The 22581-nt window shown below is 64.9% G+C and carries 30 protein-coding genes and 1 pseudogene; 12 read left to right on the top strand and 19 right to left on the bottom strand.

Going from position 1 to position 22581, the window contains the following annotated elements:
- Positions 1 to 50: 50 nt before the first annotated feature.
- From AB0C33_RS22810 to AB0C33_RS22770, 9 genes and pseudogenes are all read right to left on the bottom strand, one after another.
- The gene (locus AB0C33_RS22810) at positions 51 to 1340 is read right to left on the bottom strand and encodes a site-specific integrase (protein ID WP_358291146.1); all 1290 of its coding nucleotides are present in this window, start codon (positions 1338 to 1340) and stop codon (positions 51 to 53) included.
- Positions 1340 to 1522, bottom strand: a complete 183-nt coding sequence (locus AB0C33_RS22805; protein ID WP_319719612.1) for a helix-turn-helix domain-containing protein — start codon at positions 1520 to 1522, stop codon at positions 1340 to 1342. Before AB0C33_RS22805 ends, AB0C33_RS22810 begins: the two co-directional genes overlap by 1 nt.
- Positions 1512 to 2849, bottom strand: a complete 1338-nt coding sequence (locus AB0C33_RS22800) for a replication initiator (RefSeq protein WP_358291144.1) — start codon at positions 2847 to 2849, stop codon at positions 1512 to 1514. The genes AB0C33_RS22805 and AB0C33_RS22800 overlap by 11 nt, the downstream gene beginning before the upstream one ends.
- Before the next feature lie 134 nt (positions 2850 to 2983).
- Entirely contained in the window at positions 2984 to 3106 is a 123-nt protein-coding gene (locus tag AB0C33_RS22795; protein WP_358291142.1) for a hypothetical protein, read from the bottom strand.
- A 3-nt stretch (positions 3107 to 3109) separates the two neighbouring features.
- Positions 3110 to 3271 carry a hypothetical protein gene (locus AB0C33_RS22790; RefSeq protein WP_355379708.1) on the bottom strand — a complete coding sequence of 54 codons (162 nt, stop codon included), beginning with the start codon at positions 3269 to 3271 and terminating at the stop codon, positions 3110 to 3112.
- 15 nt (positions 3272 to 3286) lie between these two features.
- Entirely contained in the window at positions 3287 to 3616 is a 330-nt protein-coding gene (locus tag AB0C33_RS22785; protein ID WP_358291139.1) for a hypothetical protein, read from the bottom strand.
- 15 nt (positions 3617 to 3631) lie between these two features.
- Positions 3632 to 4267, bottom strand: coding sequence for a DUF2637 domain-containing protein (locus AB0C33_RS22780; RefSeq protein WP_358291137.1), 636 nt, complete (start codon positions 4265 to 4267; stop codon positions 3632 to 3634).
- Positions 4268 to 4284: 17 nt separating this feature from the next.
- Positions 4285 to 4977: pseudogene (locus AB0C33_RS22775) on the bottom strand (FtsK/SpoIIIE domain-containing protein); the annotation flags it as partial.
- Between the two features lie 45 nt (positions 4978 to 5022).
- Complete coding sequence (locus tag AB0C33_RS22770) at positions 5023 to 5352, bottom strand: hypothetical protein (RefSeq protein ID WP_358291135.1); 330 nt, start codon at positions 5350 to 5352, stop codon at positions 5023 to 5025.
- 110 nt (positions 5353 to 5462) lie between these two features.
- On the opposite strand from AB0C33_RS22770, the gene AB0C33_RS22765 reads away from it, so the two are divergent.
- Positions 5463 to 5828 carry a winged helix-turn-helix domain-containing protein gene (locus AB0C33_RS22765; RefSeq protein WP_358291133.1) on the top strand — a complete coding sequence of 122 codons (366 nt, stop codon included), beginning with the start codon at positions 5463 to 5465 and terminating at the stop codon, positions 5826 to 5828.
- On the opposite strand, the gene AB0C33_RS22760 is transcribed toward AB0C33_RS22765, so the two are convergent.
- A complete protein-coding gene (locus tag AB0C33_RS22760) occupies positions 5788 to 5979 on the bottom strand; it encodes a hypothetical protein (RefSeq protein WP_358291131.1) in 192 nt (63 codons plus the stop codon). The two genes, AB0C33_RS22765 and AB0C33_RS22760, sit on opposite strands and share 41 nt — an antisense overlap.
- Positions 5976 to 6191, bottom strand: a complete 216-nt coding sequence (locus AB0C33_RS22755) for a hypothetical protein (protein WP_358291129.1) — start codon at positions 6189 to 6191, stop codon at positions 5976 to 5978. Before AB0C33_RS22755 ends, AB0C33_RS22760 begins: the two co-directional genes overlap by 4 nt.
- A gap of 152 nt (positions 6192 to 6343) precedes the next feature.
- Between AB0C33_RS22755 and AB0C33_RS22750 the strand changes: the two genes are divergently transcribed.
- Entirely contained in the window at positions 6344 to 7084 is a 741-nt protein-coding gene (locus AB0C33_RS22750) for a helix-turn-helix transcriptional regulator (RefSeq protein ID WP_358291127.1), read from the top strand.
- A 2-nt stretch (positions 7085 to 7086) separates the two neighbouring features.
- Positions 7087 to 7563, top strand: a complete 477-nt coding sequence (locus tag AB0C33_RS22745) for an NUDIX domain-containing protein (RefSeq protein ID WP_358291125.1) — start codon at positions 7087 to 7089, stop codon at positions 7561 to 7563.
- Here the strand turns inward: AB0C33_RS22745 and AB0C33_RS22740 are convergent.
- The 3 genes from AB0C33_RS22740 to AB0C33_RS22730 all read right to left on the bottom strand — a co-directional run bounded on the left by AB0C33_RS22740 (position 7531) and on the right by AB0C33_RS22730 (position 8994).
- Entirely contained in the window at positions 7531 to 8097 is a 567-nt protein-coding gene (locus tag AB0C33_RS22740; protein ID WP_358291123.1) for an HD domain-containing protein, read from the bottom strand. The genes AB0C33_RS22745 and AB0C33_RS22740 overlap by 33 nt on opposite strands.
- A gap of 86 nt (positions 8098 to 8183) precedes the next feature.
- Complete coding sequence (locus tag AB0C33_RS22735) at positions 8184 to 8657, bottom strand: winged helix-turn-helix domain-containing protein (RefSeq protein WP_358291121.1); 474 nt, start codon at positions 8655 to 8657, stop codon at positions 8184 to 8186.
- Positions 8641 to 8994 (bottom strand): hypothetical protein, encoded by a 354-nt coding sequence (locus tag AB0C33_RS22730; protein ID WP_358291119.1) that lies wholly within the window; start codon positions 8992 to 8994, stop codon positions 8641 to 8643. Before AB0C33_RS22730 ends, AB0C33_RS22735 begins: the two co-directional genes overlap by 17 nt.
- Before the next feature lie 154 nt (positions 8995 to 9148).
- On the opposite strand from AB0C33_RS22730, the gene AB0C33_RS22725 reads away from it, so the two are divergent.
- The 6 genes from AB0C33_RS22725 (at position 9149) to AB0C33_RS22700 (ending at position 15548) form a co-directional block, all read left to right on the top strand.
- Positions 9149 to 9877 carry a helix-turn-helix transcriptional regulator gene (locus AB0C33_RS22725; RefSeq protein WP_358291117.1) on the top strand — a complete coding sequence of 243 codons (729 nt, stop codon included), beginning with the start codon at positions 9149 to 9151 and terminating at the stop codon, positions 9875 to 9877.
- 813 nt (positions 9878 to 10690) lie between these two features.
- Complete coding sequence (locus AB0C33_RS22720) at positions 10691 to 10987, top strand: hypothetical protein (RefSeq protein WP_358291116.1); 297 nt, start codon at positions 10691 to 10693, stop codon at positions 10985 to 10987.
- Between the two features lie 899 nt (positions 10988 to 11886).
- Positions 11887 to 12975 carry a hypothetical protein gene (locus AB0C33_RS22715; RefSeq protein WP_358291114.1) on the top strand — a complete coding sequence of 363 codons (1089 nt, stop codon included), beginning with the start codon at positions 11887 to 11889 and terminating at the stop codon, positions 12973 to 12975.
- A gap of 37 nt (positions 12976 to 13012) precedes the next feature.
- Positions 13013 to 13636, top strand: coding sequence for a nucleotide-binding protein (locus tag AB0C33_RS22710; RefSeq protein WP_358291112.1), 624 nt, complete (start codon positions 13013 to 13015; stop codon positions 13634 to 13636).
- Between the two features lie 56 nt (positions 13637 to 13692).
- The gene (locus AB0C33_RS22705) at positions 13693 to 14493 is read left to right on the top strand and encodes a macro domain-containing protein (protein WP_358291110.1); all 801 of its coding nucleotides are present in this window, start codon (positions 13693 to 13695) and stop codon (positions 14491 to 14493) included.
- A gap of 470 nt (positions 14494 to 14963) precedes the next feature.
- The gene (locus tag AB0C33_RS22700; protein WP_358291108.1) at positions 14964 to 15548 is read left to right on the top strand and encodes a hypothetical protein; all 585 of its coding nucleotides are present in this window, start codon (positions 14964 to 14966) and stop codon (positions 15546 to 15548) included.
- Positions 15549 to 15829: 281 nt separating this feature from the next.
- Here the strand turns inward: AB0C33_RS22700 and AB0C33_RS22695 are convergent, their stop codons facing one another.
- A complete protein-coding gene (locus tag AB0C33_RS22695) occupies positions 15830 to 16189 on the bottom strand; it encodes a tyrosine-type recombinase/integrase (RefSeq protein ID WP_358291106.1) in 360 nt (119 codons plus the stop codon).
- A 121-nt stretch (positions 16190 to 16310) separates the two neighbouring features.
- Here AB0C33_RS22695 and AB0C33_RS22690 point away from each other — a divergent pair, with 121 nt between their 5' ends.
- The 3 genes from AB0C33_RS22690 (at position 16311) to AB0C33_RS22680 (ending at position 18247) form a co-directional block, all read left to right on the top strand.
- Positions 16311 to 16973, top strand: coding sequence for a hypothetical protein (locus AB0C33_RS22690; RefSeq protein WP_358291104.1), 663 nt, complete (start codon positions 16311 to 16313; stop codon positions 16971 to 16973).
- Between the two features lie 385 nt (positions 16974 to 17358).
- A complete protein-coding gene (locus AB0C33_RS22685; protein WP_358291103.1) occupies positions 17359 to 17574 on the top strand; it encodes a hypothetical protein in 216 nt (71 codons plus the stop codon).
- A gap of 307 nt (positions 17575 to 17881) precedes the next feature.
- Positions 17882 to 18247 carry a DUF2809 domain-containing protein gene (locus AB0C33_RS22680; RefSeq protein WP_358291101.1) on the top strand — a complete coding sequence of 122 codons (366 nt, stop codon included), beginning with the start codon at positions 17882 to 17884 and terminating at the stop codon, positions 18245 to 18247.
- A gap of 896 nt (positions 18248 to 19143) precedes the next feature.
- Here the strand turns inward: AB0C33_RS22680 and AB0C33_RS22675 are convergent.
- The 4 genes from AB0C33_RS22675 to AB0C33_RS22660 form a co-directional block, all read right to left on the bottom strand.
- The gene (locus AB0C33_RS22675; protein WP_358291099.1) at positions 19144 to 19752 is read right to left on the bottom strand and encodes a hypothetical protein; all 609 of its coding nucleotides are present in this window, start codon (positions 19750 to 19752) and stop codon (positions 19144 to 19146) included.
- 365 nt (positions 19753 to 20117) lie between these two features.
- A complete protein-coding gene (locus AB0C33_RS22670) occupies positions 20118 to 21014 on the bottom strand; it encodes a hypothetical protein (protein ID WP_358291098.1) in 897 nt (298 codons plus the stop codon).
- A gap of 686 nt (positions 21015 to 21700) precedes the next feature.
- A complete protein-coding gene (locus tag AB0C33_RS22665; protein WP_358291096.1) occupies positions 21701 to 22408 on the bottom strand; it encodes an integrase in 708 nt (235 codons plus the stop codon).
- Between the two features lie 3 nt (positions 22409 to 22411).
- A complete protein-coding gene (locus tag AB0C33_RS22660; protein ID WP_358291094.1) occupies positions 22412 to 22567 on the bottom strand; it encodes a hypothetical protein in 156 nt (51 codons plus the stop codon).
- Between the last annotated feature and the right edge of the window lie 14 nt (positions 22568 to 22581).

Below are 22581 nucleotides of genomic sequence, written 5' to 3'. Positions count from 1 at the left end.
TAAGGAAGGCCATCCCTCGGAAGGGATGGCCTTCAGCGATCAATCTTGTTCTAGCGTTCTAGATGATCTCCTAGGCGCTTGAGTGCCTTGCGTGTCTCCTCCGAGGACACTTCGCTGTAGATATTCATGGTCACCGCGATTTGCGAGTGACGGAGGATCTGCATGGCCACCCGCGGGTGGACGTCGAGGGCGACTAGCAAGGATGCGCAAGTCTTGCGTGTGGCGTGGACATGGACTCTCCGCACTCCGGCCTTAGCACAGGCGCTCGCGAAGCTGCGGCGGAAGTTGGACGGTTCGATTGGCCGGCCACTGGCGGTGGTGAAGACGAGTCCGGTGTCCTGCCAGTCGTCTCCAGCCACTTCCCGGGCGGTGTCGCACGCCCGTTGACGGGCACGGAGGGCTGTCGTGACGATCTCGGGGAAGGGCAGAGTGGCGTCGGACGCGTCCGTCTTCGTCTGGCGGTGCAGCAGCTTTCCTCCGACGCGTTGGAGCTGCCAGCCGATCGTCATCTCGGCCTGGTCGAGATCCACGTCTTCCCAACGCAGCCCGAGCGTCTCACCCAGGCGCAGCCCGAGGACGAGCACCAGGACGTAGGCCGGGTACATCGGGTCCTCGTTCTTGCGTGCCGACTCCAGGAAGGCCCGTGCTTCTTCGACGGACCAGGGCTTGACCTTGCGCTTGCGAGGAACCGACATCTTGACGTTGGCGGCGACGTTACGGGCCAGCGTCTCCTCCCGCACGGCGTTGCTCAGCGCGGCCCGCAGCGTCATGTAGGCGTCGTGCACCGTCCACTCCGAGGGCAGCGACCGACAGCACTTGCCGACGGCGCAGCAGTGCCGACGCCGTTTCGGGTTGCTGTGGCTCTCGGGCCGAGCGGCATCCTTACCCTGGTCGCAGCAGAGGCAGGAGCGGCGCAGCTTGTTAAGCCAAGCTTGGACTTCCCGAACGGTCAGCTTGTCGAGCCGCTTGGAGCCGAGCGTTGGCGTGATGTAGAGCCGGGAGAACATCTCGTAGTTCGCCACCGTCTTGGGCGCGAGGTTGGGTTCCACGACGTTCGTGAGCCAGTACGTCAGGTAGTCCGAGAGCTTCGGCGACTTGGTGACAACGGGGCCCTTGCGGGCCAGCTCGTGAAGCTTGAGCCACTTCTCGTGGGTCTCCTCACGAGTCTTGCCGTACGCCCACTTGCGGGTCTTCTTGCCTTCCGGCGTGGTGACCCAGACGTAGCCTGCCCAGCCGTTCTTGTACGGGAAGATCGAACCTTCGTTGTTGGCGCGACTGCGGCGGCTCTTACCAGGGCGCTTGGGCTCTTCGGGTGTGGCGAGTTCGGTCTTGACGGGCATCAGGCGACCTCCTCGCAGAGCCGGGTTACGTAGTCGTTGAGGGCGGTCACGGGGATGCGACGGCAGCGGGTGCCGACGACGATCGAGCCGAGTTCGCCGGAACGGATGAGGTTGTAGACGGTCCAGCGGCTGACCTTCAGCGCGGCCATTGTCTGCGGGATTGTGAGCAGTTCAGAGGTCATGTACGCCTCCGAGCTGGGTTCCGGTGATGGCGGCAGCGAGGAGTTGATCTCCGAGGGAGTGGCCTTTGCCTGCGTACTCCCATTCGCTGATGACGAGGACGGTGTCTTCGTCGAAGAGGGGGAGGCGGCCGGTGGTGATGTCGTTGAGGCGGGCGTGGTGTTCGCGGTCAGCGCGGATGTCACCGAGGGTGGTGGAGTAGTGGCGGGACCGAGTGGAGAAGTGGCCGCGGAAGCCGAGCATGTGGGCCCAGTCGGCGAGGCGGAGTTCGGCCAGGTCCGGTTCGGTGCCGAGCTGCATGCAGGTGGTGATGAGGCGGCGGGCGTGGTCGCGCAGGTTGTAGGCGTCGAGGTTGTCGAGTGGGTTGATGCGGCGGTCGAGGGTGCCGACACATTCGGCGGCTTTGGTGGCGTACTTGGCGATGTAGCCGGCGACGGCTTGTTCGGTGAGGTCGCCGTCAAGCGTGATGGGGCGGATGTCGAGCTGGTCGCCCCACCGCAGGACCCGCTCAGGGTGGTCGGCGTAGGCGGGAGCTTTGGCGGAGACGGCCTTGGCGGCGTGCTGGATGGCGTGGGTCAGGGTGTCGGTGGTGGCCCAGGCCGGTGGTGGTGTGGCGGGTCCGCCGGGGCCGTCGAGGCGGATGACGGCGTGGAAGTGGACGATGCCGCGCCGCTGGTATTCGGCGACTTTGGCGAAGGAGAGGGTGAGGTGGTGGCGGAGCTCTTTGAGGAGCAGGCCACCGAGTTTGGCAAGGTGGCGGCGTACGGAGTCGGCGAAGCGTTTCCAGAGGAGTGGGGCCAGGGCGTTGAAGAGGACGGAGCCGGTGTAGTCGTAGCAGTCCGGGCAGAGTGGTTCGCCGAGGCGCGGGTCGTCTTTGCCGTGGCGTGCGGTGCAGGACATGACGCGGCCGTGCGGGCACGTGGTGGCGTTGCGGCGGGCGTGGCAGGGCTGGACCTTTCTGTTGTGTTCGCGGCGGGTGTGGACGGCGCCGAACGACGGGGCGGTGAGGGTGACGAACAGGGTCGGGTGGGTGGTGACTGTCTCGGGGACGCCTTTGCCACCAACGAGGCCCGCGCGAATGAGGTGATAGGTGTCGGCGCGGTAGGTCTCGGCGCAGGCGGGGCAGCGAGAGGCGCGGCGGGTCTTGCATGGGACGCGCAGGATGCCGTCGGGTTCGGTGCGGGTGGTGTAGCGGTGCAGGAGTTGGCCGGTGGCGGGGTCGTAGTGGTCGACCTTGCCGCGTAGGTGGATGGGTTGGCGGCAGCCGCCGGTTCGCTTGATCTGGCTCGCCCAGCGGTCGTAGTCGGGGTGGTTGAGTCGGGCGATCATGCCTGCTTTTGCATGCGCGTTGGCGTGGATTGTGGGCAAGATGGAGACCTCCTTTCGCTCGTTCGGGTGAAGGGATGGCCCCCGACCTGGCAGGCGTCTTGGCGGATGTACGGCCAGGCCGGGGGCGCTGCGCGTTATGCGCCGTGGTTGTCGATGCCGGTGCCGTCGCAGTCGAGGCAGCGGACACCGTTGGAGTCGATGCCGGTGCCGTTGCAGGTGCAACAGCGGTAGCGGATCACCGGCAGGCTTTCGAGCAAGGGTCAGCTCCTTTCTCGTGGGCGAGTGGTGAGATAGACCCGCCAGTGGTGAGGGTGGGCGCGGTCGGGGTAGGCCCGGGAAACGCCGCAGACGGTGAAGTGCAGGCGCAGGCGGAACAGGGCGTCGACGATTTCGGCTCGGGTGCCGTCGATGCGGATGCGCATGAGTGGTTCTCCTGGTCAGACGTCGGGTTGGACACAGCCGCGGTAGCTGGCTTCGGCGTCGTGGCGGGCGCGGGCGGCGGCCAGGATGGCGACGGCGCGGTATTCGACGGGGCCGAAGAAGCGCGAGGTGGAGTAGTGGCCGTACGGGATGTCGGCCTGGTCGATGGTGGAGCCGATGCGGGCGGCGATCTGGTCGATGTCGGCGCACTTTTCGGCGTCGGTGTGGTGGCGGGGGAAGTGGTCGACGGTCACGCTCGTGGTGACGGGCACGTCGGGGTGGGCCTCCAGGAAGGCGGCCAGGTCGAGCAGGCCGTTGATGAGAGCGGTGCGAGGGTCGTGGGTCATCGGTCAGTTCTCCCTTCAGGCGGTGCGCAGGGTGCGCAGCAGGTCGGATGCGAGCTGGTGGGACACGCCCAGGTGGGCGCGTAGGGCGTCGAGGGTGATGGGCTTGCCGTGCCGGGTGTGGTGTTCGTCGGCGACGCGGCGGGCGTAGTCGACGAGCGCGGGCGCGAGGTCGCCGTCCCGCTCGTCCTGACCGTCGTCCTCGTCCTGGGCGTGTTGTGGGACGAGTTCCGGGGCCGGGGACGAGGGCGCCGGGATGGCGGACGGTTCAGGACGGGTAGCGCGGCGTTCCAGCATCGAGACGGCGATGAGGAAGGCGGCGGCCGGGGTGGCGGCGGTGATCCAGCCCCAGACGGTCGGGGCGGCTTGGGCGAGGTTGGCGGCCAGGGACAGGGCGACTCCCCCGGTCAGGACGAGGACGGGCCACGAGAGCGGACCCCGCCGGCGGTTGCCGGTCTTCTTGTCGCGTTGGCGTTCGCGGGCGGCCATGACGCAGGTCAGATCGATGCAGACGGCGACGGCCCAGGACATCCAGCCGGTCTGGCCGTGCTCGCTGGCGGTGTCGCGGATGTGGGTGAACGATCCGGCACCCGCGATGGCGGCCAGGACGAGAACCGGGCCGGTGTCGAGCAGCCAGCAGGCGAAGCGTCGCATCGTTCCTCCCTTCGGTTTCAGACGGTGATGGACTCGGGTAGGTGGGCGGTGATCTCGTCCCAGGACGGGGCGAGGTGAGCGTGCGTACGGGCGGCGCGTTCGGCGGTCTGCTCGGTGACGTAGAAGGAGCGGGCGCGATACCACTGGCCGTCCTGTGAGGCGACGATGGCGACGCCGGGTGTCTCGGCGGCGATTGCACGGGCTGAGACGAGCGCGGCCGGGTCGAGGTCGCCAAGGGTCATGGTCGCGGTCTCCGGATCGTTGACCCGATGGCAGATCCGTCCCGAGCACTGAGCCCTGAGCGCGGTGACCCCAGGCCCGAGGTCGGAGCCGATGCGCTGGCCGCAGCAGAACAGGTAGATGCCGAACGCCCGCCCGAGCTGCGCGACCCGGAGCAGTGCGGTGGAGGACTTGGCGACTTCGTCCTTCTCGGACTTGTCGGCCACCAAGTAGAGCTCCGCGAGCTCATCGACCAGGGCCACGACCGGGACCGGGCGGACGCCGGGTGGGAGTTGCCAGATGTTGCGGGCGGCGGCCTGGCGGCACAGCCCCATCCGGTCGATCATCAGCCCGACCAGGTCGCACAGCAGGGTGACGGACTCGGCGCGGGAGGTAGCCAGCGCCGATAGCCGGGGCGCGTACGGCGTGAACTCGACCCCGCCCTTGAGGTCGAAGCCGACCAGCGCCACCGGCTGCGGGGCCAGGCCCACAGCCCGACCGCGACAGCGGCCAGGGCTGCGAGCACTTCCAGCGCGTCACGCATCGGCGGCCTCCCGCGCGGGGAGCAGCGCCGAGGCGCGGTAGGCGATGCCCCACCGGCCGGCGATCTCCCAGACGTAGCCGAGCAGGCCGACGGCGTTGACCTGGTCGCCGACGGTGATGGGCGGTTCGCCGGTGATGCCGATCTTGACGAGTTCGATCCGGCCGAACTCATCCTCGACCGAGACGGTGACCTCGAAGACGGTGTTGCCGTTCTTGTCGGTCTTGATCTCGCCGGTGTCCTTGTTGAGCACCCGCGGGCGCGGGGCCTTCACGCAGGTGATGGCGAGCTTGCTGACATCCACAGGGATCGGGACGGAACGCATGGGCTGTGACCTCCTCTTTCGTCGTTCACCAACATAGTTAACCTAGTTGGCTTGGTTGTCAACGTCCTCTCGGTTGGCTTGGTCGATGTTTCGTGGTGTGATGGACGGCGATGGTCAAGAACACCGGGCGCCCCGGCTACCTCCAGATCGCCGACGATCTCCGCGAGCAGATCCAAGGCGGTTCCCTCGCGCCCGGAACACCGCTGCCGTCCACCGCGCAACTCGCCGACCAGTACGACGCCTCGCTGAGCGTGGTGAAGATGGCCGTCGGCATCCTGCGCAACGAGGGCCTGGTGATCGGCCAGCAGGGCAAAGGCGTCTTCGTACGGGACACCGACGACGCGCCCGCCGGCGACACGGCTGGCGAGGTGGCCGAGCTGCGCGCCGCCGTACAGGACTTGTCGGTACGCCTGGCCAAGGTCGAGGAGCAGTTGGCTACGTCCACGACACACCGTTCCGGACGCGGCATCCGGTGACCTTCCGCGCCAGCGACGCGGACGCCCCGTCCGGCGCGTGACGCAGGCTCAGCCGCTTGTCCTCGCGGCGGATGCCGACCAGCACCATCACGTACCCCACCAGCAGCGCAACGCTGAGTACTCCGGCGATGATCAGGGGGATCGTGGTCATGACCAGATCACTCCCGCCTGAGCCAGGCCGCGAGGGGCGTGCGGGGGACGCCGGGCCTCGGACCGCCGTCGGTTGCGCCGGTTCCTGGCCCGCTCCTTGCGCGCCCAGCGGCCCCGTGCCAGGCACTTGGAGCATCGGGTCTGGCCCTCGGTCAGGGCGTTGCCGCACTCGCACGATGGGGTCTCGCCCGGGATGGTGATCTCGTTGTTCATGAGTGCATCTCCTCCTTCGGTTGCTGCCGTTGTGGCGTTGTGCAACCGAGGATGCGACGCAGAGTCAGGACGAGATCACTACACGACGGGACATGTTCAAGACGTCCGGCCTACGATGGCCAGGTCCCCGGACGTCCTTGGGAGCAGGTGAGATGGCGAACGAACGGCTACGCGCGGCCCTGTTGCAGAAGGGCGTGAGCGTCGCGGATCTGGCCGAGGCGATCGAGGTCGACCCCAAGACGGTGGAACGGTGGATCACCAAGGGCCGCGAGCCGTACCGTAAGCACCGTTTCGCCACGGCTTCGTACCTGGGCGTGGACGAAACGTACCTGTGGCCGCAAGCCCTTTCGCGCGAGCAGGTGGTCGCCGCTTCCGAGAGCGAGGTCCTGGCGATTTATCCGCACCGCTGGGCCGTTCCCCGGGACACGTGGGGACGTCTGTTCACCGCGGCGTCCGAGGAGATCGGCGTCTTGGTCTACAGCGGACTGTTCCTCGCCGACGATGCCGCCATGGTGCGGCTGCTCGGCGAGAAGGCCCGGGCGGGATCGCGGGTTCGCATCCTGCTCGGCGACCCCGACTGCGCCGAGGTCGCCCAGCGGGGAACGGACGAGGGTGTCGGGGACAGCATGGCCGCGCAGATCCGTAGCGCACTGGTCTTCTACCGGCCGCTGCTCGGCCTGGACAACTTCGAACTGCGGTTCCACCAGACGATCCTGTACAACTCGATCTACCAGGCCGACTCCGACTATCTGGTCAACATGCATGTGTACGGCACCCGCGCCGGGAACGCCCCCGTACTCCATCTGCGGAGGGTGGCCGGCGGGGAGATGGTGACGACCTACGCCGACAGCTTCGAGAAAGTATGGGCACAAGCAACTCCCGTGGAGCCCTGATCGTGGCCAAGCGAATCGACTTCTACGACGACCCCAGCGCACCCGAGCCGAACAGCCTGGTCCCGTCGGTGAACGTCATCGTCACCGACGCGGCGGGAAACATCTTGGTGATCCGCCGGAGCGACAACGACAACTGGGCCGTGCCCGGTGGCGCGATCGACCTGGGCGAGTCCATCCCTGCGGCGGCCGTTCGGGAGACGTTCGAGGAGACCGGCATCACCTGTGAGATCACCGGCCTGGTCGGCACCTACAGCGACCCCCGGCACGTGATCCTCTACACCTCCGATGGCGAGGCCCGCCAAGAGTTCTCCATCGTCCTCACGGCCCGCGCCGTGGGCGGCCGGCCGACACCGAGCGATGAGTCCCGGGAGGTCCGCTGGGTGACGCCGGACGAGGTCATGGCGCTGCCGATGGACCGGTCGATGCGGATGCGGATCGAGCACTACCTAGCCGGTGCCGGCCTGCCGCACATCGGATAGAGCCGCCTCCACCGCCCGCACCGACGACACGATGCACGGCGTCGCATTGGTGATCGACCGGCTCACCACGTGCTCGGGGCCGTATCGGGAGTGGATCTCCGCCAGCCGATCGTGTACGTCCAGGAGCCGACCGTCCGGGCCGGTGGTCATGTCGCAGTACGTCAGCGCCCTGGCCAGCTCCGGCCGCTCCTGGTCGAACTCCTTGACCAGCACATCCAGCAGATCACGTTGCCGCGCCTCGTTGTCCGCGCACGAGTGGTAGGCCACCAGGCGGCACAACTGTTCGTCGGCCCCGGCCACGTCGCGCAGGTAGCGTGCGCCGTCGAGCTGGTGCATGCCGGTGTCGACCAGGTCCGGGGCGTACCCGATGTCGTGCAGCAGACAGGCGGCGACCAACGTGTCAGCGTCCGCGCCCAGGATCGGGGCCAAGGTTTCGGCTTGGCCGGCGACTCCCTGGGTGTGTGCCCAGCGGCGCGGCAGGGTCGTCTCCAGTAGGTCCTTGGCCAGGCCGTATGCCCATTCGATATGTCCCACGGGCCTCACGATAGACATCAGGGGCGTAACCGCATCTAGTGGGCGAGGCCAGACGTCCTGGGACGTCCTCTCCCTGTCAGACCGGCTCATAGCCGGACGAAGCGCCCACGGCCGTGCTCCGCCACGACCAGCCCCTCGTGTTCCAGCACGGACAGCGCCTGCCGCACAGTGTTGCGCGAGACCCCGAACTGCCGCCGCAATTCGGCCTCACTGGGCAGCCCGGCACCGGGGCCGAGGTCTCCGTGGACGATCTGCTCCCGCAACCTCGCGGCGATCACCTCGTAGCGGTACGGGACGGCCGCACTCTCCCCGGCAACCACGCGGCCCTTGGACGGAACAGTGACCAGCAATCCCTCCTCCTCCAAGATGGCCAGCCCACGCCGTACCGTGTTACGCGCCACCCCGAAGACCTGGCACAGCTTCGCCTCGGACGGAAGCGCACCACCCGGTGGAAACTCTCCCGACCGGATCCGCTCGCGAACCAGGTCGGCGATCTGGGGATAGACCCGCCCCCCGGTCAGCCATCGCTCCCAGGTCACAGGGTCAGCCGCGGTAGGCATCGAGCATCTTGTCCAGGTCGATGCGGAGGTCACCCTGTTCGCCCTCACGCCATCCTTCGCGCGCGGCCTGTTCGATCCGATCCACGGCGCCGGCCATCTGCAGGAACGACACCCGCTCGTCGGGCTGATCACCCCAGTAGAACCAGCAGAACGGCAGGTGCACGAACACCCGCCTTGTCCGGTACCGGACGTCGGTGACGTCCAGGGCCGGGCACCCGTCCTTGCTGACGATGAGCACGGGTGTGATGTCCCGTTCGGCGAGATGCTTGCCCAACGCGATCAGCAGCCGCTCCGCGTAAGCCCGTTGCTGTTGCTTGATGGTCTGACTCGTCTGCACTCTCGTCCTCCCTGACGTTCGTGCGGTTTCTCGTGTGCGTCGAGGTTCGCCCCGTGACCGGGGGCGGGAACACCGCAACTCGGGGACGTCTAGGGACGTCTGATGTTAACGTCGCAGAACAAGGGTCGTTCTGCGAGAGGAACAGGCCGGTCACATGAACAACAACCTCCGCTACGCACTGGCCGCCGCCCGGCTCACCACCACGGACGTCGCCGCCGCACTGGCCGTCGACCCCAAGACCGTCAGCCGATGGCTCAACGGCCGCATCCCCTACCCCCGCCACCGCTACGCCGTCGCCGACCTCCTCGGGACCGACGAAGCCGACCTCTGGCCGGAAATCACCCCACGGCACCGAGCACTCACCGACGGCATACAGGCGATCTACCCGCACCGCTGGGCCGTCCCGCAGACGACCTGGCGCAACCTCTTCAACGGAGCCCGGCGAGAGATCGGCATCCTCGCCTACAGCGCCCTGTTCCTCGCCGAAGACTCAGCCACCCTCCGCATCCTCACCCAACGAGCCACAGCCGGCGTCCAAGTCCGCATCCTCCTGGGCGACCCCGAAGGCCCGGAAGTCGCCGCACGAGGAACCGACGAGGGAATCGGAGCCGAGGTGATGGCGGCGAGAGTCAAGAACGCACTCGCGCTGTATCGAGCGCTACTCGATGTCCAAGGGGTCGAAATCCGGCTCCACCACACGGTGCTCTACAACTCCATCTACCGGGCAGATGACCAAATCCTCGTCAACTCCCACGCCTACGGCACCCCGGCAGCAAACGCCCCCGTCATGCACCTCACCCACACCGACGACCAGGGACCGGCAAGCACTTACGTGGCCAGCTTCACCCGCATCTGGACCACCGCACGACCTCACAGCATGTAGCTCAAGTAGCTCAAGCCTCAACAGCCGCAGCTACGGTCCGACCAGAAAGCAACTTCTCTCCACGTCATTAAAGGCGAGCCGCCTTCGGCGTCTCGCCGCGCGTCTGGTGGTCGCTGGCCGCGCTACGGCTCTTCGGCCGGTCGCGGCCAGCACCACCCACGCGCTATCAGCAGTATGGCGAACAGCTGAAACGGCGAAAGGCGCATCACGGCCAAGCCCTTGACCGTCTGAACCTGGTGTCTCAGCACCAGACTACTGAGGACACCGCAGCCTCGAGCTTGTCGGGTTGCACTCATAGGAGGTCAATGGCGGCGCTTCGCACCGCCATTCGGCCCTGCGCTCGGCCGCACGCTACGAGTGCGGCCCGAGGGCCGTTCCTGCGCACGGCCGTGCTCGGGCCGGCTTGCCCGCTCAGTCGCAATGCCCACCAGGCAAGCAAGCATGCGATCCAGTACGGTGAGTGCAACTTTCCTGCGAGACGCCTTGCGGGACCAGACCGCAGGTAGGACGATGCCGCCCAGCAGGGTGAGCATGCCCAACGTAAGGGCTCCAAGAAGGAACATGGCACTTGTCACAGGCCTGATTATCAGGACGGCCGAGCCTGACAAGGGGCACAAATGTGCCCCTTAGTTTTGGCTCGGTCCGAAAGCCCTTTTTGTGCCCTCGGTGAGGGCGCTTCGGCTCCGGGGTGATTGCCGCGCACGGGACCAGGGGCCGCAGGAGATTTGATGTGAAAGCTTGGTCATCCCGTACGCCATCGATCCAGAACAAACCGAGCAGGCCAGAGTCGCGCAAGCATGAGACCGTGAACCCATGACGGCTCGACCGACCCGCGCCGAGATCGAAGCGCAATTCGAAGGCATTCTCCACGGCGCCACGACACGAGACAAAGTCGATCGGTGGGCGGCGCAATGGGTGTGTGGCGAAGTCACCGAGGTAGACGACGACCTTGTGTGGTGGGCGCTAGGACGCCTCTATGGCATCGACCTGTGCACCGACCCCCAAGGCGGTTATCTCCATGACGACGATCAGATAGCCGACTGGCTCAACGAATTCCGTAGGCAGGCCAAGATGAACGCCACCGGCCAAGGCGCGCCAGCCCCAGATTGATTGCCGCAGTGCACTACCGAGGGCTTTGATGGGGCACCCGCAGACACTGCGCACAGATGCAGCACTACGATCGCCACGGCATGGCTGGCCGCCGTAGGTTGCTGGGGGCGATCGTCGATCCGTGCTTCGTTCCTCAGCACGGCTCATCGAACATCGTGGTATCGGCCCGCCACCGAGCCACGTTGGGGCCAGCGCTAAACCAGTTCTCGTGATCCGGCATATGCGCGGAATGATCTATGAGGTCAGCGTCTCGTGATCTGGCTGGGCCGCAGGTCGGCGTCGCTAACGAGCCGGAACGGGCGACGCCCTGTAAATCCGCTAGCTACGACGGCAGGCGATGTTTCGATGACGTCGCCTAGGACCACGGCTAATCCACCTGGATCTCTAGCCTGGGCGGTCTTCTCCGTGTATAGAAACATGTGCGGGATTCTTTCTCTGCGGCGGAGGAAGGGTTAGGTATGCGATGCGTCGTTTGCGATGCTCCGACGACAGATATGGATATATGTGCTGAATGTTCACTAAACGGACATGATCCGCTTGGCCTGGAAGGCATCCATGTGCATGCCGTGGATATTGAAAAAGCGGATAGTCATGTGACAAGACATCTGTGTTGCGCGGCACAATCGGACGAATGGTTCGCGCAGAAGCTTGTGTCAATGATCATACGGCAGCCCCGCCGTGGGATAGCGAAGTCGCCCGGAGTCGACATCGGGGCGGTTCTCCGACACGCTTGTGCTGCACGCAGGCGCCGAGCGTGGCGTGACACGCTACTTACGGGAGTAAATTTTCCCGCGATTATTTTGGTTCTTGGATCCGTGGTGATCGCGGTTATTACCCTCTCCCTCGCACCTCTTCGCGTGATCTTACCAGTGCTGGGGGTGTCCATAGTCGTATCGTCAGTGACCACCTTTCTCTTCAGGCTCTTCTATAACCACGCGATCACTGGCCCGCTGAGCCGTCAACATTTCTCGGCTGGCGACGCTCCAGAGCCGCGGAATTCGCTGTTGAGGGCACGCATCCTGGAGGTCGACAAGCAGCAGCAAGGAAACATAACGATCTATAAGGGATTCAAGCCATTTCGTGGATATGGGAAAGTCATTGGAGGCTGGTCCTTCGCGATAGACATCACAAAGCCGAAGGAGCTCGGCGGAAAATGCTCCAGGTTCAAGGTGCACGAAATGCGTGATTATGTGCGCCATCAGGTGGAGGCTCTGGAGTGGTTGGGGCTTACGGTGGAGGAACGCATCTTCGTTAGCGGTCGCGATGTTTCGGATGGTGGGACATTCATTGGTCAGGATGGTAGGCCGAGGGCGACGATCGCGGGCCGTGAGATGCGGAATTTGCTGTCGGAGCCGGACAATCGAGCTCGACCGTACACGGTCATTCGGTTGCTGGGGTGGGACGGCGAGTTAGCTCTCACGATCTTCCTGCGCTTCGTAATCGTAAAGCGCAATCTGTTCATTGAGGCAAGCCATTCAATTCTTACGCCCTTGCGCGACTCCTTCCGAAGGCATGATCAGGTGAAGCGGGTGGAAGGGTGGCAGGGATACCTTAGTCTGGCGCTGAGGTCGATAAGGCTGTTTAGTAGACCGCTGTCAGGCTTTTCCCACTTGGGAGAACGGCGAGATGACAGGCGTGCACTCGTTGGAGTAGCAGATCGTTTCACTGGCTCTGACTTTGATTACGGTGCCTCTTTCAGTGCTCGCGAATGGGCTAGCGACGAGCGCTATCAACGCTACTTTCAGAAACTGGATAGCGAGATGTACACGAAAGTTGTCGAGCAGCGCATATTCGACGCACTTGTGCAGTTTCTGGATGAACGCCACATAGATACGGGGGAACTTGTTCAGCGGCAAACCACGATTCTTAACAATGGCGTGATGGTGACTGGTAACGGCTCTATCAATGCGGAGAATGTTGCAGGCGGCGCAGGGGCGCATGCCGGCCACGGTGGGCAGAAGGGCGGAGGGCAGCCTAATGGAACGTAACGATGGGGTTCACATCAGTGGTGGTGTAGTTAACGCGGTGAACATCGCGGGCGGTCCCGGTGCACATGCGGGAAGCGGTGAAAGCAGGGCCGCTGTGCGGCAGCGCGCTGACCGGTTGATCCAGGAGAAGGAAAGGAATGTCTTCGTCATCCATGGGCGCGATGAGGAGTTCAGAAAGGGCATCTTCGACCTTCTGCGTCGCATGGACCTGAACCCTCTTGAATGGGGAACGATGGTGGACGATCTGGGCCACTCCAGTCCCTACCTCGGTGAAGTCTTGGATCACGCGTTCACGATGATGCAGGCAGCTCTCGTCCTGATGACACCGGATGACATGGTGCGTCTCCATCCCGATCTAGCGGAGCCCGACCAAGATCGGCTGACGGAGTGCCAGCCACGGCCCAACGTGCTGTTCGAGGCTGGGATGGCCTTGGGCAAATGCCCAGAGCGCACCGTGCTCCTCTATGCGGGGCGCATGCGAGCCGTGTCGGACTTCGGTGGTCGCAACTATGTGGCATTCGATGGCTCCGTCCAGAGCATCAACAAGCTCAAAGTGCGCCTGCAGACTGCGGGCTGCGCCGTACGTGATGCCGGCAGCGACTACCTGGATACTGACCAGCTTCGCGACCTTGACACCTACACGCGTCGTCCGCGCGGATGAACGGTCTACGGCTCGTGGGCGGCACTTCGCGTGGCCGATCACTGGCTATCAGCCATATGCTCATCGCCTTCGGTCTGATCTCCGCGGTCGTACAGTTCGTCGGGCAGGTGTTCGGACTAAGGTTCGCCCAACCTGGGTTGCTTACGGCAGTATCCCTGGGGCTCTGCGTCGTGTGGGGGCTCGTCCGCGCCTACCCGCGCAGCAGCATCGAGCGCCAGTTCACGCACCCCAACCTGACCGTGGTGATCAAGATTGGCGACCTGTTGGAGGAGAAGGCCGATCTAGTTGTGGGTTTCAGCGACACGTTCGACACCGACATCGAGGACGACGTGGTCATCAACCGGTCGAGCCTGCAGGGTCAGCTCCTAACCCGTATATACGGGGGTGATCGATCGCGACTGGACGAGGATTTGAGAAAGGCGCTGGCGGCCGTCGCTCCAGCAAATGTGGAGACGAGATCGGCCAAACCAAAAGGGAAGCTGAAGCGCTATCCCATCGGTACGGTCGCGCTCATCGGACCGCCGAATCAGCGAATCTATTGCGTCGCCTACAGCCGAATGGGCAACGAATTGACGGCACATTCGTCGATGAACGACCTCTGGGTAAGCCTGGATCACCTATGGGAGGCGATTGCCGCCAGAGGGCAGCTAAGCCGAGTGGCGATCCCGATCATGGGGGCTGAACTCGCCCGAATCTACGCGCTCGATCGGGAGAATCTGCTCAAGGTGAGCATCTTGTCGTTCATGGCGCGTTCACGCCTGCAGGCGGTGTCCAGAGAGCTCGTGGTCGTCATCCGGCCCCAGGACGCCGAGAAGGTCGACCTGCTGGAGATGCGGGCCTTCCTCGCCGCCCTCTGAGGGGATCAGTTGTCCGGGTACCACTTCGTTGCGCCAGGCAGGCGGTGAGACGAAGGGAACGACCTCTCAAGCGAGGTCAAGCTAGGGAGGATGGGGACGGGCAGGCAAGTCCGCACGCTCCCTGCCGAATCGCTCAGCTCCCTCAGCGGCAACCCCACAACCGCCACGCCGGCTTCTCCCTTCAGAGGCCGGACTGCCGTGGCTCTCCCTCCGTCCGGGGCCGGTGGCGGTGGACAGGGGGGTTCTGTGACGGCAACGCTGACGGCAACGTCGGCCACCAAGCTCACACGAAGGGCACCACGGACGGCCGGCTGACTCCTGGTAGCCGTTGGGGAGCAGGGTGATTGCTACACCTGAAAAGCGGATGGTCAGGTCCGGAAGTGAGTGGTTGGGACAGACCACTAGCAATGTCCCCGCAGCGCCGTTGCCGAGTTGGTGCCTCCCCGCGTCCAATTGGCTAGCCTTCCCCGGTGAGCTTCGCCAACTTCGCCCGTAGGGTACGTGACCCTGACTTGCCCTACCGATGGCGGCTGTCAGCGTTCCGGTCCTGCGTGCAGTTGTATCGGCCACTCGGATTCGAGGCGACGCTGAGTTTCCTCGAGTTCCAGGCCGGGAGGTTTCAACACGATGAGGCGGCACTGCTTCAGGCGCTGGACGCTATCGAGGCCAGCCGCGCTGCCTGGCATGCCGAGCTCCACGCCTACGCGACAAGGCGTCGGGAGGCCAAAATGCAAGGCCGGCGATCTCCGCGTGCAGAGGAACCAAATCCCAACCTGCAGGTTCGCTGGTACTGGTACGGCAACCCCCAGAAGGCCGCGTTGCTCGCATTGCGGTTTTGGCGCCGCCAACGCTTCCCTCGTCTGCTGCCCTCCTCGGACCCCGTTCTCCTGGAGATCACCATATGCGTTAGCGAGTGCCTGGACTTCGGCGCCGTCTTCACGGAAGCGCAGCGCGACCTCCTCGGCGTCCGATTAAGCGAGATTGAGCAACGTCTGCACTCGGCGGATCTCCTGCTCGTCGTTCGGCACATCGAGGTGGCATCGGGTTTGAGGTAGCTCGAAGCGGCGAGAGACCGAACCGTGCGGTTGAGGCGGTGGGTTTCGGCTGGCGCATCGTCAGACGGTGCTGCCGTTCGCGCGCGGTGCCGTACAGCAGCCGGATACAGCAACGCTGCCCCACCCAGTCAAATGCCACCAGTCTCCAACTACCGCTTGAGCAGGGAGCGGAAGGCTCTACGTCGTGACCGGCTCCCGTTTGCAAGCAGGATGTCAGGAGTTCGAATCTCCTAGGCTCCACTCATACAAAAGCCCAGGTCAGTGACCTGGGCTTTTGATCGTTAGTGGGCCTTGTTCTGGGGCCGTGCCCGTTGCGTGCCCGATGTGTCGAGGGCGCCCCTTGCCAGTTCGTCGAGCTTGCGTGCCACATCGCGTTGGCGTTCGTCGGTGGAGTGCTGGTGGATGAGGGCGGCGCGGGTGCTGGAGTGGCCCATGCGTGCCATCAGCTCTCGCGTCGAGGCGCCGGCGCTGGTGGCGAGGGTGTTGCCGGTGTGCCTCAGGTCGTGGAAGTGGATCTTTGGTAGGTTGGCGTGCTGGAGGGCCTTGGTCCAGACGCGGCGGTTGACGTTGGTGTTGCGGAGCGGGCGGTTGTCGGAGCCTGAGGCCCGGTCGTGCAGGGGGGGCAGAGGACGATACGACACCAGGGGTGTTCCGAAAACGTTGCAAGCGGAGAGGGTGGCGCTTCCCTCTCTACGATCATCATCCGGGTGGGCAAGCACAACAAGACTGTTTCTTGGCCCATGCCTTCGCCAAGCTGTATCCGTGAACGCCACAAGTAGCGGGGTCTGGGATCCGTTCGGCACCCTCCACAACGCCCTATGGATCGGAGGTGGGCAATGGGCCGGGAAATCCACCGTTGCCAGGGTGCTGGCCATCCGGTACAAGCTGACCGCCTATCACTACGACTACCACGACGCGCGCGCACACAATGACCGCCGGATCGCCCGCCGAGTGCGACTTGGCGAGCCCACCGCGGATCCTGACCCGGAGACCGTCTGGGTGAACACCACCCCTCAAGAGATGGCCGACGAGACCCTGGCCGGCTTTCCCGCGCGGTTCGAGTGGGCGTTGGACGACCTGCGCGGCCTGGTGTCGGGGCGACCTGTCGTTGCCGAAGGCTGGGGACTGCGTCCCGAACTGGTCGCTCCCATCATCGACTCGCCTTGTCGGATGATCGTCATGGTGCCGAGCGAAGCATTCCGTCAGCGCCAACTCCGCGAACTGCCCCGTGCCGGCAGCCTTCGCCTCCAGGTGAGCGACCCTGAGCGAGCACAGGAGAACCGGCTTGCCCGAGACCGCCTCGTCGCAGATGAGGCGGTCCGCTCCGCTTGCCGCTTGGGCATCCGAGTCCTGGAGGTCGATGGCTCCGACGATGCGGAAGTCGTGGCAGACACCGTGGCCGACCACTTCAGCTCCTATCTGTAGCTCACGTAGATCGACGGGTCTTACAACGCAGGTACGTGTCGCCCCTCGTTTGGGACCCAGCGATGCCACGAGGACCTGTCTCGGAGTTACGGCGCTGACCCGCAGGTTCTGCGTTTGCGTCCGGAGATCTCCCTAGCGTTGGGGCTTTAGTCCTGTTGCAGATGGAAGGCCAAGTCGGGACCGGAGCAGTCACCAGATGTAAAACCGTCGGCTCTGCCTAGAGGAGCTCAAGCCATCATTCGCCCTGCTTAACAAGGTAGGCGAAGGGTTCAACACGCCCCTGCGGCACAATGATCTCGTGCAGCGATTCGATGCCGCAGGAGCAGACCTGGTCCCTGGTCAACGGGTCCGGGTCCGAGTGGCCCAGCAGCACCCGTGGGGCGTCATGGTGAAGATCCTGGGTCACGAGGGCATCGGTGCATCGATCGATGGCGCGGCGATCGACAGTCCCTCCGGCGCCGGACGGGCGTGGCTTGGCGAGTATCCGGCTGTTGGGACGGAGGTGGACGCCGTGGTGCAAGAGATCCGTCGATGGAGTCCGTCGGCGTGGGCGCGTCTGACGATTCGATCTCAGGAATCACAGCTTTCAGTGGCTGTGTGATTTCTGCGGTACGCCCACCATCCTCAGCCCGGCAGGGGACGGCGTGGTCATGGATGTCAGGAGCGCAGACGGCCCTGGCAGCCATACTGTCGTCACGCACCGAGAATGTCTGAGAAGCCGTCTGCATGAGTCGAGCAGCGAGTACGCGCGTGTCGACTCGGTGGGGCGGGGATGAGCGATGGCTGCATTCCGGATGAATCGTCCGTACGTGGGTCGCCGACCTGACGCAATGAGCATGCGCCATGGGTGACGAGCTCTATGATCAGGTTCGTCCTGATCGTTGAGATTCGGAGAAGATGTCAATCTCATGCGCCGCGCCATGGTCCTTCTGGGTGGCGTCGCCCTCGCCATCGGCGCATTCGTCCTCTTCTACCGGGGCCCGGGACAACCGTTCATCCGCGGCTACGTGAGCGACGTCGGCGCCACCATGCTGGTCTACGCGTTCTTGGGGCTGTTGTGGCGCACCACCGCCGCACGCCGCGCCCTGGCCACGGCCGCGATCGCCGTCGCCGTCGAGTTCTACCAAATAGTCGGCATGACCCCGCCGGGGATCGGTGGTGTCCTGGTTGGTGCGTTCCCCGACCCATGGGACCTGGTCGCCTATGCCATCGGTATCGTCGCGGCCCTGGTCTGGGAACACCGATTGGTCCGATCCGGTGATCAGGCCGGCTGACTCTCGGACACCACCTCACCGGCACGCTGACGGTACGGACGCCCCACAGCGGCGAGGTCATCGGGTTCGTCCTGCGCGGTGGCCAGCTGTCGCAAAGCAGGACCGCCACATCTCGGGATAAGCCGACGCATTGCGTTTCTCTTGATCGCGGTCAGTCATTGTCGTGCTTCCAGGAGCTCCGGTAGTAACGGCAAGATCAAGGCATTACGTGGCCATCGACCAGGATTTCCGATGTCCGCCTATCGGGACCCTTCTGGCTATCCGCCTGGATGCACCTGTCCGTCCACCTGGAGTCTTGTAGGGCCGCGTACACGTTCCTCAGCCCCGGCCTGCCGAACGGTGTGGTTGGCGTGCCCGATGAGGCGGGGAAGCGGGGAAATGGTGGAGAATCACGGGGGATGCCATCCGCATGCTGAGCTGCGTCTTCCCTGTTGAAGCAAGATCGGCGCGCGTCTTCGCAAGCAGGATGTCAGGAGTTCGAACCTCCTAGGCTCTACTCCAGGTCAAGGCCACTACCTGTGATCGGGAAGTGGCCTTTTCGATCTTGTACAGCTGCAAGTACAGCTACGACCCCAGCCCTCTTCGGATGCCCGCCGTCCGGGCGTGCGGCCCGGGTGCCGGTCCCGGACGGCGGCGGGGGCACCAGGCCCGGCCGCCGCACGCCGACCCAGCCGTACCAACCGAACGGACCGATCGGCGTTGCTGTGCCGCCGCACAGATGAAGCCTCACGATCGCCACGGCATGGTTGGTCGCCGCATGTGACTGGAGGCGATCGAAGGTCCGGGGATTCGATCCGCGGCCCCGGCTCACCGGGCTACGTATATTTCCCTGCGCGGCCCGAGCGGAGGCGGACCGCTGGTAGATGGTCAGGCATGCACGGGCGTACGGGTTGGTCTCATTCCAGGTTGGAGCCCAGGAGAAGGCCGTGGAGATCCCATCCCGTCGGGACGGGCCTGTCTTCCGGATAGTCGATCACCTGGAGCGAGGCCTCGTCGTAGAGGCTGTATGTCGTGATGTCGTCGCCTTGGGCCACGGTGAGAAGACGTGCGCCCAGCCGCCAGACCGCATGTTGCCATTCAGACTCGTCGTCCCAGTCGTCATCGATCACATTTGGCGGGCCCAATCGTTCCGCGGCAGTCTTGTGTCCGTCTTCCCAGACAGCCCTGAACTGGGGTCGCTCGGCTGTGCGATCGATTCGCCAGATGTCCGAAGGGATGTACTGGGGAAACTCGGCCAGGTCGGGATCCGGGTCAGGACCCCAGATATCGTCAGACTCGTAGAAGATGGCGAAGCCCACCGAGAATCCTCTTACCTGGGTGCTCTTGCTGTTGACGATGACTCCGACGTTCCGCTCTCCCACAGGCAGCATGGGATGCTCTTCCTCTTCGAGAACGTGCTTGGCGAGAGAGCCACCTTCCGGGCGCGGCCATCCGGTCTGCTGCCAAGTCTGATCGAGTGCTTCACGACTCCAGGGGCTTCTCGCGAGGCGGATCACAGTGTCCACGAGGGCAAGATCGATGGGATGCCATGCCAACGCCATGGTCGGTGCCCCTCCAACAGATCGTTTCGATGACTCGGGCAAGCAATGGTTCGTATCGCTGGAATCGCAAGCCCGGTCGCTGGGCTCAGAATGGGTGCCTGATGTGTGGCCGTCGAACGTGGCGAGCGGGAAGTCACGAGGACTCGACGGCTCATTCGCGCCGTCGATGAGAACAGTTGATTGCCGATTACAACATCCGAAGCCTGCGAGCCTCCCCCGTGGCTTGTCGTACGCCGCCCCTACAGCCCCGTCGTGTGATGACCTCAGGGCAAGCGAAAGATGTGACTCTCGTACGGGTGCCGGCGACGGAACCGTTTCTCGGTCTGCTTCTACAGTGGGTCAGCCTCTTCAGCGTCGGTCGATGGTGTTCGGTCCTGGAAAGTGGTTGCGATGACGAGCGCCGCTGCAACCGGTAAGTGCCATCGGATCATCATGGCCGCGCCCGTGAGGTATTTGCCGCCCGCGACGATGAGAACCGCTACGAATCCCTCGAAGGCGGCAAAGACGAGGAGTGCGCCGATCCCCAGCGCGACCCGGCGCCGGGAGCGGCCCGTCATGACGCCGCCGGCCGCCGCAGCCAAGGCGATGAGCACGATCAGCACGCCGTCCACGTCGGCCTTGCAGGACCACGTCCCCGGCTGCTTCCACAACAGCTCCGCAGGCGGTGTGTAAGCGAACCAGCCGAAGGAGGCGGACTCGCCGCTCGGGAGAGAGAGCCGGCCGACCGTCCAGGCAGCCGCCACGATGGCCCCCGCCCAGAACAAGGCTCCCTTACGCGCCGGAGGCAGGGGCGAACGAGCCGCCAGGAGCAGCGCGGCGATGGCCACGGCGTAACAGAGGATCGACGGCCAGGGCCCGTCAGCGGGAAGGGGCTGGCCGGTCAGGGGGTGGGTCCCGGGCGGGAGGAAGATCGTGAGCATTCGGAACGAGAGTACGGCGCTTATCGCCGCGACCCCGAAGAGCGTGGTTCGTGGCGAGGCGCGCAGCAGGAGACCTGCCAGGACCACAGGCAGCAGGAGTTCGGCCCACGAGAGCAGCTGCCACCATGCACTTGTCGTCATGAGGAAGGGAACGACGAAGTCGGCTCCCCGGCAGATCCCGATGTTCAGCTCTGCCGCGCTGATCCGGGAGGTCTTCAGGATGACCGGCCCGGAGACTGCCAGGACCGCCCCGGCGCGGAGTGCCTCTGCAAGGAGGTTCGTCTCTGCATGAGGTGTCTGCCCCACGACAGCCTCTCCGTTCTCCTGCTTGCTGCTGTCGTCGCGCTTGCTGGATCATGACCCTGACAGCAACGTCCCCGTACACGCGCTCACTGCGACGACCGTCCACCACCCACTGAACACGGCGTCCGGCAGTCCAGGTCATCAGCCTGAAATTCTGATCTGGCGTTCGTCTGTGGGGTGCTGGGAAGGCAGCGCGGCTCGGGTGCGATCGGTTCGCTCCGAGGAGCTGTCCAGGTGGCTACGTGGAGGACGAAAGCCAGAGTCTCCCCAACTGTCCAGGGCGTCGACACCGGTGGTCGACTTCTCGGAGTGGCGAATAGGGGGGGCTGCGGCTAAGGGATCTGACTTTTTGCTGTGCTCAGTAGCCTTGGACTGGGATTATGCCCCTTGCGTGTCATATCGAGGCAATCCTCGATGAATGGCAGAAAGGTGCGTCATTAATGGTGCTTCGTGGGGCTAGCCCTAGTCAGCAGCAGGTCGTCATGGCTGCCGGACATGCCCATGCGGCGGGGCGGCGGGTCTTCGTTGCCCGGTTCACTGCCCCTCTGGACAAGGCGCCCGATGGGAGAACTCTCCCCGAGATAGGTGAGCTCATCGAGGAGATCGAGGGGCAGGGGTGGTACTTGGAGCACATGGCCACCAGTGTTCTGGTGGCCGCCTTCGGCCGCCGCCACGACAACATCACGTGCCTATTCCGTCGTGGTGAATGAGATGTGAGCGGCGGTGGCGTCGTCGTAGGTCTTGCCGCGGGGCCAGCGTTCGCCGTGCGGATCTGAGTGCTCGGCGGCCCGGACTTCGGAGATGAGGTTCGCCGGCCCGTGCTGGTCGAGTGTGTCCAGGGCTTCGCGCCAGGTGGTTAGGTGGAAGCGGTCGACGAGGCGGGAGGCGCCGTCGCTGAGCAGGGCGGCTGCGCGTACTCGGTCGGCGGGGATGTTGCCGGTGAGGGCTTGGTCGGCGGCGAGGGGGCAGGTGGCGGCGACCCAGAAGCCGCCGTCGCGGTTGCGGTAGGAGCGCAGGGTCTCGACGTGGCGCCGGTGGGCGGAAACGTGTGTGTCGCTGCCGGAGTCGAGGGCGTCCATCTCGGCTCTGTAGCGGGCGCCTGCCTGGGCTTCCCGGTCGTCGCAGATGACCGTCGGGTCCGGGGTGCCGGTGATGTCCAGGACGAGGACGGAGTCGGCCGGGACGAGTTCAGGCAGAGGATTCGGACCTTGGCTGATCGAGGCGATGAGGGTGGAGCCGAGGGTACGGGAGTACCAGGCCACGCCGTGGGAGCAGCCGGAGTCGGATCCGGGTGGTGTGCCTGCGCCGTCGAGGAGTACGGCGGCGTCCGGCGTGGCGGCGACGAAGTCCTCGTTCGGCCGACCTGGGGCTGCTTGGGCGGCGAAGGTGACCCGCACCGCTTACTCCTCTTCGTGCCGGTAGAGCGGGCTCGCCAGCTCGGCCTTGATGGGCTCGCCTGTTGACGGGTCGTACTCGACGCTGACCACCGTGGAGAAGCGCTTGTCGCTGACCTGTCCCCACAGGGTCGCGTTCTCCGTCTGGAGGAGGTGCACCATCTGACCCTTCGGCC

The sequence above is a fragment of the Nonomuraea sp. NPDC048881 genome (genome assembly GCF_040649795.1).
In the GTDB taxonomy this organism is placed as follows: Bacteria; Actinomycetota; Actinomycetes; order Streptosporangiales; family Streptosporangiaceae; genus Nonomuraea.
The sequence above is the reverse complement of the archived record's forward strand: the minus strand, read 5'-3'. Positions and strand labels throughout refer to the sequence as shown.

Excerpts from the sequence above, each read along its gene's own strand:
- AB0C33_RS22810 (WP_358291146.1), bottom strand. The coding sequence starts at position 1,340 with ATGCCCGTCAAGACCGAACTCGCCACACCCGAAGAGCCCAAGCGCCCT.
- AB0C33_RS22805 (WP_319719612.1), bottom strand. The coding sequence starts at position 1,522 with ATGACCTCTGAACTGCTCACAATCCCGCAGACAATGGCCGCGCTGAAG.
- AB0C33_RS22800 (WP_358291144.1), bottom strand. The coding sequence starts at position 2,849 with ATGATCGCCCGACTCAACCACCCCGACTACGACCGCTGGGCGAGCCAG.
- AB0C33_RS22790 (WP_355379708.1), bottom strand. The coding sequence starts at position 3,271 with ATGCGCATCCGCATCGACGGCACCCGAGCCGAAATCGTCGACGCCCTG.
- AB0C33_RS22785 (WP_358291139.1), bottom strand. The coding sequence starts at position 3,616 with ATGACCCACGACCCTCGCACCGCTCTCATCAACGGCCTGCTCGACCTG.
- AB0C33_RS22780 (WP_358291137.1), bottom strand. The coding sequence starts at position 4,267 with ATGCGACGCTTCGCCTGCTGGCTGCTCGACACCGGCCCGGTTCTCGTC.
- AB0C33_RS22770 (WP_358291135.1), bottom strand. The coding sequence starts at position 5,352 with ATGCGTTCCGTCCCGATCCCTGTGGATGTCAGCAAGCTCGCCATCACC.
- AB0C33_RS22765 (WP_358291133.1), top strand. The coding sequence starts at position 5,463 with ATGGTCAAGAACACCGGGCGCCCCGGCTACCTCCAGATCGCCGACGAT.
- AB0C33_RS22760 (WP_358291131.1), bottom strand. The coding sequence starts at position 5,979 with ATGACCACGATCCCCCTGATCATCGCCGGAGTACTCAGCGTTGCGCTG.
- AB0C33_RS22755 (WP_358291129.1), bottom strand. The coding sequence starts at position 6,191 with ATGAACAACGAGATCACCATCCCGGGCGAGACCCCATCGTGCGAGTGC.
- AB0C33_RS22750 (WP_358291127.1), top strand. The coding sequence starts at position 6,344 with ATGGCGAACGAACGGCTACGCGCGGCCCTGTTGCAGAAGGGCGTGAGC.
- AB0C33_RS22735 (WP_358291121.1), bottom strand. The coding sequence starts at position 8,657 with ATGCCTACCGCGGCTGACCCTGTGACCTGGGAGCGATGGCTGACCGGG.
- AB0C33_RS22725 (WP_358291117.1), top strand. The coding sequence starts at position 9,149 with ATGAACAACAACCTCCGCTACGCACTGGCCGCCGCCCGGCTCACCACC.
- AB0C33_RS22720 (WP_358291116.1), top strand. The coding sequence starts at position 10,691 with ATGACGGCTCGACCGACCCGCGCCGAGATCGAAGCGCAATTCGAAGGC.
- AB0C33_RS22705 (WP_358291110.1), top strand. The coding sequence starts at position 13,693 with ATGCTCATCGCCTTCGGTCTGATCTCCGCGGTCGTACAGTTCGTCGGG.
- AB0C33_RS22685 (WP_358291103.1), top strand. The coding sequence starts at position 17,359 with ATGGTGAAGATCCTGGGTCACGAGGGCATCGGTGCATCGATCGATGGC.
- AB0C33_RS22680 (WP_358291101.1), top strand. The coding sequence starts at position 17,882 with ATGCGCCGCGCCATGGTCCTTCTGGGTGGCGTCGCCCTCGCCATCGGC.
- AB0C33_RS22660 (WP_358291094.1), bottom strand. The coding sequence starts at position 22,567 with ATGGTGCACCTCCTCCAGACGGAGAACGCGACCCTGTGGGGACAGGTC.